We start from the raw sequence: 15460 nt of genomic DNA, 5'->3' as shown, positions 1-15460 counted from the left end.
TTGAGGAGGCTCTATGGCCGGCAATGACGACGACGACGTTTACGTGGTCTTCATAGGTATTGGCTTTGTGAGCGCGCTGCTGGGCGGGGCGAGCAGTTTCCTGACGTGGTTGGCGGGCCAGTTGTCCGGGGTCCTTTCGGGCGGCGGATGGCCGGATTCCAGCCCGACGGACTGCCTGCGCATCACCTACAACCTCGTGCGCCATCCGAACGATCCGCGCGGCGCGTGGCCGCCCGCGGCGGCGGCGGCCCTGGGGTCGGCCCCGATCTTCTTCGGCCTGCTCGCCGTGCTGCTCCTGGCGATGGCCCTCGGCGCCTACGTCCTGATCCGGCTCCTGCTGAACTGGCGGCGCCACCGGACGTGGCGCCGGCTGCGGCTGGGCTTCGCCTCCGGCTGGGAGGTCCGCAAGCTGCTGAGCGCCCGGACCGTCCAGAGCAAGGCCGCACAGGTCCGGCCGTCGACGCAGAACGTTCCCGCGCGCTCGGTGAAGCCCGAGGACGTCGGGTTCTACATCGGCCGGGACATCAGGTCCCGGCGGAAGCTGTACGCGTCCCTGGAGGACACCGCGATCATCCTCGCGGCGCCGCGGCAGGGGAAGGACGTGCACTTCGTCACGCCGTTCACCATCGACGCGCCCGGCCCCTGCATCGTCACGTCCAGCCGCCGCGAGACGTTCATCAACACGGCCATGGTGCGGTCGCAGTTCGGCGAGGTGTACGTCTTCGACCCGTTCAACTGGACCGGCTGGCCGAACCGGATGCGCTGGTCGCCGCTGCAGGGGTGCGAGGACCCGAACGTGTGCGCGGTCCGGGCGGGCACGCTCGTCCAGACGAGCGGTTTCGACATCGGGCACGAAGGCGGCAGCCTGCTCGGTGGCATCATGACGATCATCCGCTGCCTGCTGCACGCCGGCGCGATCGGCCGCCTCAACTTCCGCGAGGTGATGCGCTGGGTCTACGAGGCCAACGGCGAGGAGGCGCTGGAGATCCTGCGCCAGGGCGAGCGCGAGGGGCGGACCGCCCCCGGTTATACCGGGGCGCTCGAGTTCAACATGCGGAACGAGAGCATGTGGTCCGGAGTGATCCAGGTCATGTCGTGCTTCTCGCAGCCCGAGGTGCTGGCGGACTGCACGCCGGACCCCGGTGAGGAGTTCGACTTCCGGAAGTTCCTCCAGGGCCGGAACACCCTGTACTTCGTCTCCAAGAAGCAGAGCGACTGGGGCGGCATCGCCCCCATCGTCACGACCATCATCGAGCAGTACTTCCGCAGCGCGCGCGGCACGGCGATGAAGAATCCGAGCGGCCGCCTCGACCCGCCGCTGACGTTCGAGCTGAACCAGGTGGCCGACATCTGCCCCCTCGGCGGCCTCGCCACCTACATGGGCGAGTCCGGCGGCTACTCGATCAGCGTGCACGTCTACCTGACGTCGCTGGCGGAGGCCCGCCGGGTGTGGGGCACGGACGGCGCCGCGTCCCTGTGGGACAACGCCACCGTCAAGATCATTTCGGGCGGCTCCGGCACGGTCAAGGACCTCTCCGACCTCGCCGACCTCGTGGGCAAGCACGAGGGAAAGCACATCCTCACCCCCGAGGAGCTGCGGACGATGCCGTTCGGCCGCGCCGCCGTCGTCGCCGGCACCGCCCGTCCCGTCGAGATGTGGCTCACCCCCTGGTGGAAGCGCGGTGACCGGGACGCCATCGCGAGGGGCAAGGCGGCGGCCGAGGCGATGATCCAGAAGATGCACGCCGGTCAGCCGGCCCCGACCGCCACGCTCCACGACGTGGCCGCGCCGGGCGACGAGGAAGGCGACGAGTCCGCCGTCGTCTGGTGAGATCGAGCGGCGATCGGGAGCCCGAGGAGGGTTGCGCAATGACGGCGCGCACGGACGTCTAGAAGGGATGGGCTATACATTCGTCGACAGGTCAGCGAGGAGGGTCCCTGTGCCGACGTCCGACCTTCTCGTCCGGGGCCCGAGGTAATGGTCACCGCACCGAACCTCATCGTGGCGGGGAACCCGGACCTCGCCCAGAGGCTGCGCGCCACGGGTCGTTTCCCCGCCGTGTTCGACGCCGCCTCCGCCAGCGGGCTGCGTGACCTGTCCAAGAGCGGCAGGGTCCGCGCCCCGGCGGCGTTCATGTTCGCGCCGGACTTCGAGGAGGACCTTCCGGAGGCCGGTGTCCCCTTCCTGGCCGACAGGCTGGCGGCGAGCGGCCACACCGTGATCGTCCACGGTTTCTTCACCGAGCGCGGCGACGTCTTCGCCCCCGAAGTGATCGCGACGGCGAAGCCGCTGACCCTGGCGGAGCTGCTGGAACTGCTCGGCGCCCCCCGGTCCGAGCCGGCGCCGGGCCCGGCGGGGACGACGTTCACCTGGCCGTCCGACAGCCCCCCGCCCGAGCTGAGGGTCGCCGCCGCCCCCCGCGCCGACTCGTCGAGCCTGCTCCCCGGGTACGGCGGGCTGTCGATCCTCCGTCGCGGCGCCGGCTCGGTGACCTACCGCGCCGTGCACGAGGAGTCCGGCGCCGAGGTCGCCGTCAGGGTGCGGCTCGACGGTTCCGAGACCCCGGCGGAGGAACTGGCCGCCCTCGAACGCGCCTCCCGCGGCGAGCACCTGGTGAGCGTGCTGGAGAGCGGCCGCGCCACGAGCGGGCAGCGGTACACGGTGGCCGTGTACTGCCCCGCCGGCGCTCTCCCGCCGGAGCCTCTGCCGATCGCGGACGCGGTCGGGACCGCCGTCGCGACGGGCCGGGCCCTGCAGGCGCTGCACGACGAGGGACTGGTGCACGGCGACGTCCGCCCGAGCCGGATCATGCGGGGCGAGGCGGGACCGCTGCTCACCGGTCCGGCGACCGCGCGGGGACTGGCGGCGCACACCGCGCCGGGCGTCCTGGCGCCGGTCGCCCGGGACCGCGTCGAGCCCGGGTTCGCCGCTCCGGAGGCGCTGCTGGGGCGTCCGCAGACCGTGCAGGCCGACGTGTACGGGCTCGGCGCCACCCTGTGGGGCCTGCTGGCCGGGCGCGCTCCCTTCGCCACCGGCGGCGGACGCGCCCCGGACGAGGCGGCTCCCCGGGTGCCGCGCGACGACGTGCCGGAGTGGCTCGGGAACGTCCTCGGAAAGGCGCTGGCGAGCGAGCCCGCCGACCGGTACCCGACGGCGCGTGCGTTCGTCGAGGCGCTGGAGGAGGGGCTCCGCGCCGTTCCCCCGCACGACGTCCCTGGGGAATACGCGCCTTGGTCGCCGTGGGACAAGGCGGCACCGGAGCCCGTTCCGGCACCGGCCGCCGTCCCGGAGCCGCAGGTGCCTCTCGCTGACCAGGAGGTGCACTTCGCGGAACCGCAGGCGCCCTTCGAGGACCAGCAGGTGCACTTCGGGGGGCAGCAGGCGCCCTTCGAGGATCAGCAGGTGCACTTCGGGGGGCAGCAGGCGCCCTTGGAAGACCAGCAGGTGCACTTCGCGGAACCGCGAACGCCGTCGGCGGAAACGCAGGTCTCCCCGGGAGGGCCGCAGGCGTCCTTCGCGGAATGGCAGGCGGCCTTCGCGGAACAGCAGGCGCCGTCCACCTACGAGCAGATGCCGTTCGAGGGACAGCAGGCGCCGCCCCCGCAGCAGTATGCACAGCCCTCGTACCGGCACGTGCCCTTCGAGGAGCCGCAGGCGCCGCTCACGGAATTCGCGGACCAGCCGCTGCACTTCGCGGAACCGCAGGGGCCTTTCACCCCGCAGGGGGAGCCCGCGAAGTCGCAGCGCCCCCGGATCGTGCTGCTGGCGCTGGTGGGGCTCGTGCTCGCCGCGGTCGTGTTCAGCGTGATCGCCCTCCTGACGGGCTCAGGCTCGGCCGATCGGCGCCGTGCGGACCCGCCCGCGGCGTCGCCGCCCGCCTCGCAGGCTCCGGCGTCGCAGGCTCCCGCCACCCCCGCGCCCAGCTCGGGCTCGCCGACGCCCACGTCCACCCCGACGGCGGTGCGGCCGGAGACCAAGTTCAGCCCCAGCCAGGTGCAGATCGTCGACAACCGCGTCTCGATCGAGATCAGCTGGAAGGACGCCACCGGCGGCAAGGCCGCGTACTACGTGGTCGGCGGTCCGGCGGGGCGCACGCCGTCCACCATGGCCAACGTGCCGGCGGGGACCGCGAAGGCCACGATCCTCGCCCTGAACCCGAGCGTGGAGTACTGCCTGACCGTCGTCGCCGTGCTGGACGTCGACCGGGTCGCCTACGCCAAGCCCGTCTGCACTCACCGCGGCAAGCGGGAGGGCTGAGCCGCCCACAGCGGCGCACGCGGGTCCCACCACCAGAGCAGGCGGCGCGGCAGCGGCCGGGAGCGGCGCAGCGCGGCGGTCACGGAACGGACCTCCGCGACCGTGAACGCGGCGTCCTCCAGGGTGACCGAGCCCCCGTAGCGGACGGCGTTCACCAGGCGGCCCACCCTGCGCAGCCGGGCAGGGTCGGTGCGCGGCAGTTCCCGCGCGAGCCGCTCCGCCATCTCGACCGGGGTGGCGGACGCGGGAACGGGCAGCCCCGCGACGCGCGTCGCCACCAGCAACTCCGTCCAGGCCGCCCGGATCCGGTCGGGCGCGGCCCCCCGGCGCAGCCGCCGGGCCCGGATCGCGCCCAGCAGCGGCGCCCCGATCAGGAAGGCCAGCAGGACCAGCGCCGGGAGAACGAGCAGGCCCTCCGGGCCCGAGCCCGAACCCGAGCGCCCGCCGCCGCCCGCACCGCCCTGGTCGCCGAGGTCCTGGGCGTCGGGACCGTCGGACGGCTCATCGCCTTCTTCGATCCGCTTCCCGGAACCGGTCTGGGGGGACGCCTGCGTACGCTCGCGCGGGTTCGGGTCGTAGGGCACCCAGCCCAGGCCCCGGAAGTAGATCTCGCCCCAGGCCACCGCGTCGCCGGTGCGGACCACCCGTTCGCGGTCGCCGCTGCCCGGCCCGAACCCGACCGCCACCCGGCTCGGCAGACCGGCCGCCCTCGCCAGCACCGCGAACGCGCTGGCGAACTGCTCCGACGTCGCGCCGCCGCCCCGGCGGCCCGGGGCGACGAGCAGCTTCGCGAGTTCGGCGTAGCCGTGCCCGCCCGGGGCGCCCGGCTTGAAGGTGTAGGAGGCGCGCAGATACGCGGCGAGGCGGGACGCGCGCTGGTGCGCGGTGCCGTCCCCCGCGGCCGCGAGGGCGATCTCCTCGAGCTTGCGCGGCGCACCGGGCGGCAGCCGGAGGTAGCGCTGGTACTGCTCGCCGGAGTCGATCACGGCTCCGGCCGCCTGCGAGCCGCTCCACTCCGGGACCTCGCCCGTCGCGGCGTACTTCCGCCCGGCCACCGGGCCGTCCGACGACAGGAGCGTGCCGGACTCCTGGTCCTGCTCGACCGCGAGACCGTCCACCCGGGTCGGGATGCCGGGGACCGGCACCCAGCGGCCGGGCAGCCTGCCGACCGAGACGCGCACGCTCGTCCGCACCGTCTTCGGAGGCATGTCGGCGGGAGGGAGCAGGGTCGCCCCGCTGGGAAGGTAGGTGCTGTCGGGCAGCCAGGTCGGCCCGGTGAACTCGGAGAGCACGGCCCACCGCAGTTGGGTCTTCGGCCCCGACACGTTCAGCAACGGCGCATCGGGCTCGGCCGACCAAGCCGAAAGGTACGCCAGGGGGTTGCGTTCCTCGGCCGGCGCCTCGGGGGCCTCGGCGGCCCGGCGGGGATCGGCCGCCTTGACCGGCCAGTCGTCCAGCATGCCGGACCCGCCGACCGCGGCGACGGCCCCGGGCAGGGCCACCGCGCAGGCCACCGCCGCGACCATCGCGCCGACGCGCGCGCGAGGGCGGCGGCGGGCGGGCGCGGGCCCCGCGTCCGCCAGGTCCGGAACGCGGACGGTGAACCCGGCGCTCGCGGTGTCCGGACGCGCACGCGGTGCGGCGGCCAGCAGTACGGCGGCGCAGGCGGCGACCAGGGCGGCCGACCAGTAGCCGGGCCCGGCCGCCTGCGGGTTGAGCGCCGTGGCCCCGCACAGGAGCAGCGCACCGGGCAGCAGCGCGGGCAGGACGCGCCCGTCGCGGCGCAGCACCGTCGCGATGGCCGCGGCCAGCCAGATCGCCGCCACCGGGAACGCCAGCAGGTCCACGGTCACCGGGGCCCGCGGCGAGGTCGTGAGGATGCGGGCACCCGAGTGCAGCACCGCGTCCGCGGCGCCCGGCACCGGTCCCTTGACCGGCCCCGGGGCCCAGGAGGCCAGGACGACCAGCCAGACCGCGGCGACGGGCAGGCCCGCCAGGATCGCGGCGGGGCCGAGGCCGCGCAGCATCCGGTACGCGGCCGACGTCACCGCGACGGCGAGGGCCGCGGTCACCGCCAGCACCGTGAACGCGGGAAGGGGCCGGTCGTACCCGGCCGCGAGCAGCGGCGCCGACGCGGCGGAGGCCAGCGCGACGGCGGCGGACGACAGCGCGGCCCGGATCCGGTTCACTGCGCCCACCAGCGGCTCTCGTTCCACCGCTCGGCGAAGCCGGCCGCGTCGGCCGCGCGCAGCAGCCGCACCCCGGCGGGCGGCACGAGGCCCCCGCCGTCGCCGGGGCCGATCAGGCCGACCAGGGAGACGGTGTGCCGCGCCGCGAGCAGCCGCATGGCCGCGGCGGCGTCCTCGTCCGCCGCCGCCGTGGACAGCAGCACGATCGCGCGCCCCGTCGGGGCCGAGCGCAGCCCCGCGCAGGCGCCCGGGAAGTCCGCGCCGGGCCGCGCCGCCGCCTCGGCGAGCACGTCCAGGTGCGCGACGACCCCCGCCGCCGCGGCGGACCGCACACCGCCGGCCAGCCGCAACTCGACCGGGACGTCCGGGCCGGACCGCACGATCGACGCCGCGGCCTCCACGAGGGCGTCCAGTTCGTCCGGACCGTACCGGTCGTCGACCAGCAGGGTCATGCCCGTGCCGGCGGAGTCGGCGTGCTCGCGGACCATCAGGCGCCCGCGGCGCGCCGACGTCCGCCAGTGGATCTGCCGGACGTCGTCGCCGGGCGCGTGCTCGCGCAGCCCCGCGAACGCCCCCTCGGAGGCCCGGACCGACGCCGACGAGGTGTCCCGGCCCCCGCCGCCCGCCGCCGGCACGGGGGCGAGGTGGTGGTGGCGCGGATGCACCAGCAACCGCACCGGCACGTCGTCGGCCGCCCGGACCGCGCGCGCGAGCCCCAGCGGGTCGGTGCGGACCAGGCTGAGCGGTCCCGCCTCCACCACGCCGCGCCGCCGCGGGGTCAGCTCGTACCGGATCCTCGGGCGGGCGAGGCCCAGGGGAAGGACGACCGGATCACCGATCCCGGTGACGCGCTCGGCGACGGTGGCGCTCCCGGCGCCCTTGCCCGCCGCGACGTCCAGGACGACGGTCACGGGTTCTCCGGCGCGGACCCGCGACGCCGTGATCCGGCGGCCGACCCGGGCGGCCGGGAGCCGGCCGGCGAGGGCCATGGCCAGCGCGACCGCCGGGAAGGCGAGCGCCCCCAGCGCACCGGGCGCCGGGTAGCCCAGGCCGAAGCCCCAGCCGCACAGGACGGCTCCGGCCGCGAGCAGCGCCCAGCCGCGGGCGGTGGGGCGGAGGGTGCCGCCGGCCACGGCCTAGCCGTTCCCCTGCGCCGCCGGGACGGGGACTTCGGCCAGGACGCCGTCCAGCAGCTCCGCGGTCTCGGCCGCGCCCGCGGCGCCCGAGAGCGGCACCAGCCGGTGCGCCCAGACCGGGCGCGCCAGGGCCTTGACGTCGTCCGGGGTGACATAGCCGCGGCCGTCGGCCAGCGCGTAGATCCGCGCCGTCCGGCACAGGGCGATGGAGCCCCGGAGGGAGACGCCGGCCCGCAGCTGCGGATGCCGCCGGGTGCGCTGGGCCAGTTGCAGGACGTACCGGTTGACGGAGTCGGCGACGGCGACGCGCTCGGCGGCGGCGCCGAGCCGCGCCATCTCCTCGCCGATCAGCACCGGCGCCAGGTCCTCGGGCTCGGTCAGCGACGAGCCGCGCAGCAGCGACAGCTCCGCCTCCTCGCCCGGGTACCCCAGCGACAGCCGCATCAGGAAGCGGTCGAGCTGCGCCTCGGGCAGCGGGAACGTCCCCTCCAGGTCGATGGGGTTCTGCGTGGCCACCACCAGGAACGGGCGCGGCACCGGGTGCGCCTTCCCGTCCACGGTGATCCGCCCTTCCTGCATGACCTCCAGCAGCGCCGACTGCGTCTTCGGGGAGGTCCGGTTGACCTCGTCCACGATGACGACGTTGGCGAACACCGGGCCCGGATGGAACTCGAACTCGCGGCTCCGCTCATTGAAGATCGTCACTCCGGTGACGTCGGACGGCAGCAGGTCGGGCGTGCACTGCACGCGTCCGATCTTCCCGCCGGTCACCGCCGCCAGGGCGCGCGCCAGGGTCGTCTTGCCCATGCCGGGCAGGTCCTCCAGCAGGACGTGCCCGCCCGCGGCGAACGCGGTGAGGATCAGCCGCACCGTGGCGGGATCGCAGCGCGCCGCCGACTGGATGCCGGAGGCCATCCGCTCGAAGGCGGCGGCGGCCAGCAGCGCCTCCTCGTCGGGCAGCGCCGGCGTCGCGGTCGTGGTGCTCACTCATTGCCCTTCATTAGCCGCAGTTGCCCCAGCCCGCCGAGGCGCTGGCGCCGGAGGCGCCGCCCGAGTACCGGACGCAGTCGCCCGGCGCCAGGACGAAGACCGGTCCGGCGTAGTACTTGAACGAGCCGTTGTCGGAGGCGACCTTGCCGCCGTTCTGGCTCTGGAGGCGGACCCAGACGTTGGTGGCCTTGCCGATGTCCGCGGTCTTCATCGTGACCGCGCAGTTCTTCTTGGTGGACGCGCTGTAGAGCTGGTAGATCCGTCCGCCCGCGAACGACGACGACCGCTGGACCTGGTAGTTGCCGCCCGCCGTCGCGTTGCAGACCTGCGCCGGCGTGTACGGGTTGCGCGTCTGGGTGGGCTTCGGCTTCGGCTTGGTCGGGGTGGGCTTGGGCGTCGTCGGCCTGGGGGTGGTCGGCCTGGGCGTGGTCGGCCTCGGCGTGGTCGGCCTCGGCGCGGTGGGCCTGGTGGTGGTCGGCCTCGGCGTCGCCGGCCTGGTGGACGCCGGCCTGCTCGTGGTCGGCCTCGGCGTGGTCGGCCTGCTCCCGCTGGGCGATGCCGTGGGCGTGCGCGAGGGCACCCGTGGCGACGGAAGGTGCGGGCCGGGCGTCGCCGACGGCCGGGGCGCCTCCGTGCGGGGGTCCGCAGGCGGCGTCGCGGGGGTGGACGGCGGCGTCTCGGGTCCCTCGGAAGGGGGGTCCGGCTCGAACGGGTCCGGGAAGACCGGATCGGCGGGCGGCGCCGGCACCGGCGGCGGACTGCTCGCCCCGCCGCCGGGCTTGTGCGGGCGGCCTCCGCCGCGCCCCGGCCCGCCCGGGTACTTGCCGACCTTGCGGGCCACACCGTCCCCGCCGACGACCAGGGCGTCCGTGCTGCCCGGCGAGTTGACGAACAGGTTGCCCTCGCGGACCTGAAGCTCCATGTCGCCGCGCCCGGCCGGCATCGACAGCATGCCGGTCTGCCGGCCCGCCGGTTCGAAGACCCGCACCTGCCCGGTCTCCCGCACGGGCAGGTACACCTTGCCGGCGAACGGCACGGCGGGCTCCTGGACGGGATCGGTCAGGGGGAACGACCGCACCGGGCCGCCCTGGCGCACGTCGCCCAGCGTGACCACCGCGCCGGCCGCGGGCACGGTGACCGCGGCGAGCGCGCCGTGGGTGCGCGCCGGCACCATGGCGCCGACGAGCGACACCGGCGTCGTGACCCGGCGGGTGCCGCCGCCCGTCGCGACCACCAGTCCGCGCCCGTCGCGGTCGACCACGAGGGCGCCCTCGTCCAGCACGGTCATCGCCAGGTCGTGATCGGGCGGGGCCGCCTCGGCCGTGCGGACGACGCTGGGGCCCTGGGCGGCGACCTTCACGGCGAGGACGGTGCCCTGCCGGGGCGCGGCGACCCACAGCAGGCCGGCGTCGTCGAACTCGCCGCCGACCAGCGGGCCGGGCAGTTGCAGGACCGGGCCCACCGGCCGCAGCGTGGCCGGGTCGAGCGCGCGCACCGCGCCGGTCGTGCGCTCGACCAGCGCGGCTCCGTTGGAGCCCATCGCCAGGTGCGGATCGCCGCGGGTGCCGATGTCCAGCCGTCCCGAGAAGCCCAGGCCGTTGAGGTCGAGCGACGACACGCGGCCGGTGTCCAGGTCGTGGATGAGAAGGAACCGGTCGTTCTGGGTCACCTGCACCCGGTGGCCGCGGGCGTCGGTCACCTGGCGGCGCTGCTCCACCCGGCCGCTGTCGGGGTTGACCCGGTCCACCTCGCCCGCCGTCCGGCTCCACAGCCAGGCGCTGCCGTCGGTGGCCGCGACGGCGAGGCCGACCCGCCCCCCGCCCAGCATCGTGGCGAGCAGCAGCACGGTGACCAGGGCCGCCGCGGCCCACCAGCCGACCCGCGAGCGGGCCATCTCGACGCCCTTGTTCTGCGGCTTCACGGCCACTCCTTCGTCCGCCGCCGCGGCAGGAGCTCCTCGGAGCGCATGTCGACGGCCATCAGGACAGGTCTTCTCCACAGGTCAGAGACGTTCCGCGGCCCGGTCGGCGAACGCCCGGACCGCGGCGGCGCCGGTGACGCCATGGACCCGCCATCACCGCACCGACACCGCTTACAGGACACCGTCCGGAGTCCTGTCGATCTTGCAACCGCGAAGACCGCGAAAATCGCCGCGCGGCAAGGTCAGCTCGCTGCGTCCCGCCTTCCTCGGCCGCTGCCGACCCGCGTCGCTCAGCCGGCCTTGGCGGCGATGCGCACGCCCTTGCTCAGAGCGGCGTCGTGAAGGACCACCGAGACCGGCTGCGCCGTGGCGGCGATCTCGAAGATCAGCATGCCGTTGAACCTGGCGCCGGGAGACAGCACCTCGGCGAGCGAGGCGGTGCGCGCGTCCGCGGTGCCGCTCCGCGGCATCGCCCGCGCCTCGTACGACGTCCCGCCGTCGTCGATCAGCTTCTGGTGCTCCGCGGTGAGCGTGCGGGTCTTGGTCCCGGTGTTGGTCACGGTGATCCTGACGCGGCACAGCTTCTCGCCGAAGTCGGGCTTGAGGCCGCGCACGGTGACGCCGCAGGCCGTCGGGGACGCCACGAAGGTGAACTGGCCGTCCCTGGCCGGCGTGTTCTGCCGTCCCTCGACGGGCTGGAAGTAGCGGTACCCCGCGACTCCCACGACGATCATCAGACCGATGACCACGACGGCGGCGGTCAGGCAGCCCGTGCAGCCGCGCCCGCGTCGCCGCCGCGGGGGCGCCGGGGCCGCCGCCGGAGGCTGCGTCCACGGCGCCGCGGGCGGCGGCGGCATCGGCCCCGGCTGCGCCGGAACCGGCGGCGGCGGGGCGGGCTCGTAGACCCGGGTCCGGGGCTGCACGCCCCGCGGCGGGGACGGCGGGATCCAGGGCGGGGGCAGCGCGTCGGCCTGCCAGTTCCGGGTCAGCGCGGCGTCGACCGCGGCCTGGGCCGCGCTGGGCGAGGCCGCCCCGGGCGACGCGCCGGAGACCAGTTCGAGCAGCAGCTCCTGCGCCTCCGGACGGCGCGCCGGGTCGGGGTTCAGGGCCCGCTCGACGAGCGTCCGCAGCGGCTCGGCCAGGCCGGTCAGGTCGTGCTCGCCGTTCTCGGCGCGGGCCGCCATCGTCATGACCGTGCCCGTGCCGTGCGGGTGGCGTCCGGTCCCGGCGAAGGCCACCAGGCAGCCCCACGCGAAGACGTCGGCGGCCGTGGACACCTCGCCGAGCATCACCTGCTCGGGCGCCATCCACCCCGGCGTGCCGACGACGAACCCCGCCAGCGTGTGCCCGGAGGGCGCGTCGGCGGCCTTGGCGATACCGAAGTCGATCACCCGCGGACCCGACACCGACAGGATCACGTTGGGCGGCTTGAGGTCACGGTGGATCAGCCCGGCGGCGTGGATCGCGGTCAGCGCCGCGGCCACCCCCACCGCGACGCCGTTCAGGGTGCCGTCCGGCAGCGCCCCTCCGGTCTCCATGTAGGCGTCCAGCGGGGTGCCGTCCACGTACTCGGTGACCAGGTAGGGCCGCCCGGCCTCCTCACCGTGGTCCAGCACCTTCGCCGTGCAGAACGAGGCCACCCGGCGGGCGTTGCGCACCTCGTCGCGGAACCGGGCCCGGAATCCCTCGTCGGCCGCCAGCTCCGCGCGGATCACCTTGATCGCGACGTGTCGCCCGCCGCCGTCCCGGGCCAGGTAGACGGCGCCCATGCCGCCCTCCCCCAGCCGTCCGACCACCTCGTACTCCCCGATGGCCGGCGGGTCGCCGGGCCGGAGCGGCTCGCCACCGCTGGGCAGTCGCGTCCGCCTCGGCTGCTCCTGCACAGGGCGCACCTTTCTGGGTACTGACGATCACGTCTCGGGCAAAAGGCAAACCTATCCAAATCGCAGAGGTGGGCTTCGCGGTTTCGCTGAGCGACGCCCCTACGGCACGCCGAGCGGATTCCTTCCGGCCGGGGCGTCCGGTCGGGCGGGCGACGCGTTCGGCATGGAGGGTGATCCGGCTCGTGTCCTTCGCGAGTTCATGAGGCCATCACGCCACGTCAACCACGGGTGCCGGGCCCCGGTCTAGCGTCGCGGGAGTTGATCGGAGCACGACGGAGCGGAGGTCTCGATGTCCGTGCGCCTTGTCCTGACGAGCCTGGCCCTCGCGTCCGCGGTCGCCGCGCCGGCGCCCGCCCGCGCGGCGACCGCCGGAGGCCCCGGGGTACTTCCTCAGAAGACCCAGTTCGATCTACAGGCCCACCGTGGCGGCCTCGGCATGACGACGGAGGAGTCGCTGGAAGGGTTCGGCAAGGCGATGCGCCTGGGGGTCAGCACCCTGGAGCTCGACACCCACGTCACGAAGGACCAGAAGGTCGTCGTCAACCACGACCGGCAGATCAGCGCCCAGAAATGCCGCGACACCGGTTCGGTCGCCCCCGGCGACCCGATGTACCCCTACGTCGGCAAGTACATCAAGGATCTGACACTGGCCCAGATAAGGACGATGGACTGCGGATACCGGCAGTTGCCCGGCTTCCCCGAGCAGGAGGTCGTCCACGGCTTCCGGATGGTCGAGCTCAAGGACGTGCTGGACCTGGTCAAGCGCTACCGCGCCAAGCAGGTCAAGCTCAACATCGAGACCAAGGTCGAGGCGGGGGCGCCCGACCAGACCGCGCCGCGCGAGTTGTTCGTCCGCCGGGTCTTCGAGGAGATCCGCGCGTCAGGGATCGAGCGGCAGGTCACCATCCAGTCCTTCGACTGGGGCGCGTTGGAGCGCATGCACCGGCTCGCGCCGAGATGGCCGCTGGTGGCGCTGACGAACTACGACTTCCTCCAGGTCGGCCGGCCCGGCGCCTCTCCCTGGCTGGGCGGCCTCGACGTCGACGACTACGGGGGCGACTTCGTGAGGGCCGCCGCCGCCGTCAGGGGGGTCACCGCCCTGTCGCCCAACTACGGGTTCCCGCAGAACGGCCAGGTCGGCGACCCCGGGTTCCGCTTCTACCCCGACCGCGCGATGGTGTCGCGGGCCCACGCCCGGGGCCTGAAGGTCATCCCGTGGACCTGCGACGACCCCGCCACCGTCGAGGCCCTGATGGACATGGGCGTGGACGGCGTCATCACCGACTACCCCGACCGCGTACGCCGGATCATGGCCGAGCGCGGCATGCGGCTGCCCAAGGCGTATCAGTCGCCCTGACCCTTGCCCACATCGCTCCAGACGGCCTTCGCGCCGCTGTGCCCGATCCGGACCACCTGCACGCCCGAGACGACCGCCGCGCCGACCGCGATGACCACGGCCACAAGGGTCACCGCCTTGGTCCAGCTCGGCGGTCGTTCCGTCTTCCGCCGGACGTGGAAACCGATGGCGACGATGACGGCGAGCGCCACCCAGAGCGTGGCCACCAGCGGCAGCAGGGTGTCTCCCAGTTCCGCGTGCTCTTCCACCAGGGAAGAGCGGGGGACTTGCTCCTCCAGGTGTTCGCCGCTGTCGGTGGCCAGGGGGATCGTTATCAGGGCGATGGTGGCCAGGCCGAGAACCCAGGGAGCCCCCGGTCGCCGCGCCTTGGGCCAAAGCGTCACCGCCAGGGCGGCCACCACGGTCAGCGGAACCAGAAAGACCACAAGATGGACGATGAGCGGGTGGACGGGCAGGCCCCAGATGGTGTCCGGCACGGTCAGCCTTTCGGGTAACTGTTGATCGGCCGACCGTATCCGAGGGGTGGTCGCACCACTACCTTCACCGGATCTTTCAGAAGGTTTTCATAGGGACCGTTCCAGGCATTTTCGGAAGCTCGGGATATCGGCCGGGACGAACGGGGTTTTCTTCCTCGAAAGCGAGGATGCACACCGGATCCGAGCAACTTCGGCGCGCACCATTCGGGCGATGCGCCGCCCGCCGTCCGGGGGCGCGGCCCGGCGGCGGAGGGTCGCCGCGAGACTCCCCCGGCGGGCCGAGGCCGGGAAGTGGAAGGGTCTCCCCGGGGAACTGAAACCTGACCGCGGCGGTCAGGTGAAGTACTCGCATAGCGGGCTGGAAGCCTCTAAACGGCCGTCGAATTGGCCCGTTCTCCCGGTATCGGCGGATCGGCGCGGCCGACTTTCTCGCCATTGACCTGTCCCGCACCCCCTTGTTATGGTCACTCTGCGTAAAGGAATGCGCACGCAGAGTTTTCCTGATGTCCGTCCCGCGGGCCGCTCGAATGGCACCGAAGAATTGCGCGTCCGGCGGCCGAGAACGCAAGGAGGGTGAGCCGTGAGGTCTGGCCCGAAGCCGCCCAGCGACCTGACGAAGCACAAGGGCATCGAGACCGTCCGCCAGATCCAGTTCCTGATGGTCCTGTGCTCGGTGCTGCCCCCGGACGGAAAGGCGCGCGAGATGCTCAGGCTCGCGCTCGACGTCCGCAACGAGGAGTTCCCGGACGGTGTCGAGCCGATCCGCGACCTCCACCCGCAGGCCACCAAGACCTGGCTCGAGTTCTTCTGGACTCGGGTCGGCATTTCCCCCGAGGAAAGGGAGTTGATCGACTGGCAGAACGACAAGCCGAGCATGGACATCGCCGTCGAGGAGTTCCAGGAGGCCGAGCGCCGACTCGGCATCAGGCTGGCGCCTCGAACGGTCGAGTGAACAGCAACGAACCAGGAGGAAGAAATGTCACCCAGCACGATTCTGCGGCACGCCGCCGCCGACGCCGACATCCGCACGGAACTGCTCGCCGGAGCGGGACGGTTCGGGGTGCCCGCCGCCGCCGTCCCCGCCGCCGTCGCGCAGCCGGACACCGCCTCGCTGGGCTACTGGACCGAGGGCGTCGCCGCCGTCGACGCCTACGCCTGCGCGTCCACGTGCAGCTCGGGGCCGTTCACCTTCGCGTGCGACGGAAGCACCAAGTAACGCCTCGGCGTTAGCGCCCGGCCGTAGCGCCGGG

The 15460-nt window shown here is 73.9% G+C and carries 11 protein-coding genes; 5 read left to right on the top strand and 6 right to left on the bottom strand.

The window, feature by feature from the left end; all coding sequences use genetic code 11:
• Positions 1 to 13: 13 nt before the first annotated feature.
• Complete coding sequence (locus tag AB0C87_RS07650) at positions 14 to 1831, top strand: TraM recognition domain-containing protein (protein WP_360576840.1); 1818 nt, start codon at positions 14 to 16, stop codon at positions 1829 to 1831.
• A 147-nt stretch (positions 1832 to 1978) separates the two neighbouring features.
• Positions 1979 to 4258, top strand: a complete 2280-nt coding sequence (locus tag AB0C87_RS07645; protein ID WP_345179626.1) for a hypothetical protein — start codon at positions 1979 to 1981, stop codon at positions 4256 to 4258.
• Here AB0C87_RS07645 and AB0C87_RS07640 read toward each other — a convergent pair.
• The 5 genes from AB0C87_RS07640 to AB0C87_RS07620 form a co-directional block, all read right to left on the bottom strand.
• Positions 4234 to 6456, bottom strand: coding sequence for a transglutaminaseTgpA domain-containing protein (locus AB0C87_RS07640; protein ID WP_360576839.1), 2223 nt, complete (start codon positions 6454 to 6456; stop codon positions 4234 to 4236). The two genes, AB0C87_RS07645 and AB0C87_RS07640, sit on opposite strands and share 25 nt — an antisense overlap.
• Complete coding sequence (locus tag AB0C87_RS07635; RefSeq protein ID WP_345179623.1) at positions 6444 to 7580, bottom strand: DUF58 domain-containing protein; 1137 nt, start codon at positions 7578 to 7580, stop codon at positions 6444 to 6446. Before AB0C87_RS07635 ends, AB0C87_RS07640 begins: the two co-directional genes overlap by 13 nt.
• Positions 7581 to 7583: 3 nt before the next feature.
• Positions 7584 to 8570 (bottom strand): AAA family ATPase, encoded by a 987-nt coding sequence (locus tag AB0C87_RS07630; protein WP_353835228.1) that lies wholly within the window; start codon positions 8568 to 8570, stop codon positions 7584 to 7586.
• A gap of 13 nt (positions 8571 to 8583) precedes the next feature.
• Positions 8584 to 10494 carry a hypothetical protein gene (locus AB0C87_RS07625; protein ID WP_360576838.1) on the bottom strand — a complete coding sequence of 637 codons (1911 nt, stop codon included), beginning with the start codon at positions 10492 to 10494 and terminating at the stop codon, positions 8584 to 8586.
• A 290-nt stretch (positions 10495 to 10784) separates the two neighbouring features.
• Entirely contained in the window at positions 10785 to 12377 is a 1593-nt protein-coding gene (locus AB0C87_RS07620; RefSeq protein ID WP_360576837.1) for a serine/threonine-protein kinase, read from the bottom strand.
• Positions 12378 to 12666: 289 nt separating this feature from the next.
• Between AB0C87_RS07620 and AB0C87_RS07615 the strand changes: the two genes are divergently transcribed.
• Positions 12667 to 13734 (top strand): glycerophosphodiester phosphodiesterase family protein, encoded by a 1068-nt coding sequence (locus tag AB0C87_RS07615; RefSeq protein WP_360576836.1) that lies wholly within the window; start codon positions 12667 to 12669, stop codon positions 13732 to 13734.
• Here the strand turns inward: AB0C87_RS07615 and AB0C87_RS07610 are convergent.
• Entirely contained in the window at positions 13722 to 14210 is a 489-nt protein-coding gene (locus tag AB0C87_RS07610; RefSeq protein WP_360576835.1) for a DUF2231 domain-containing protein, read from the bottom strand. The two genes, AB0C87_RS07615 and AB0C87_RS07610, sit on opposite strands and share 13 nt — an antisense overlap.
• Before the next feature lie 580 nt (positions 14211 to 14790).
• Between AB0C87_RS07610 and AB0C87_RS07605 the strand changes: the two genes are divergently transcribed.
• Positions 14791 to 15162, top strand: a complete 372-nt coding sequence (locus AB0C87_RS07605; protein WP_345183385.1) for a DurN family substrate-assisted peptide maturase — start codon at positions 14791 to 14793, stop codon at positions 15160 to 15162.
• Positions 15163 to 15186: 24 nt separating this feature from the next.
• Positions 15187 to 15426, top strand: coding sequence for a cinnamycin family lantibiotic (locus tag AB0C87_RS07600; RefSeq protein WP_185028960.1), 240 nt, complete (start codon positions 15187 to 15189; stop codon positions 15424 to 15426).
• Positions 15427 to 15460: the final 34 nt, after the last annotated feature.

The sequence above is a fragment of the Actinomadura sp. NPDC048021 genome (assembly GCF_040653135.1).
Lineage (GTDB): Bacteria > Actinomycetota > Actinomycetes > Streptosporangiales > Streptosporangiaceae > Spirillospora > Spirillospora verrucosospora.
Note: the sequence above shows the minus strand (reverse complement) of the source record. Positions and strands in the feature narration are given on the sequence as shown.

Coding starts and splice junctions, on each gene's coding strand:
- AB0C87_RS07650 (WP_360576840.1), top strand. CDS start 14: ATGGCCGGCAATGACGACGACGACGTTTACGTGGTCTTCATAGGTATT.
- AB0C87_RS07645 (WP_345179626.1), top strand. CDS start 1,979: ATGGTCACCGCACCGAACCTCATCGTGGCGGGGAACCCGGACCTCGCC.
- AB0C87_RS07615 (WP_360576836.1), top strand. CDS start 12,667: ATGTCCGTGCGCCTTGTCCTGACGAGCCTGGCCCTCGCGTCCGCGGTC.
- AB0C87_RS07600 (WP_185028960.1), top strand. CDS start 15,187: ATGTCACCCAGCACGATTCTGCGGCACGCCGCCGCCGACGCCGACATC.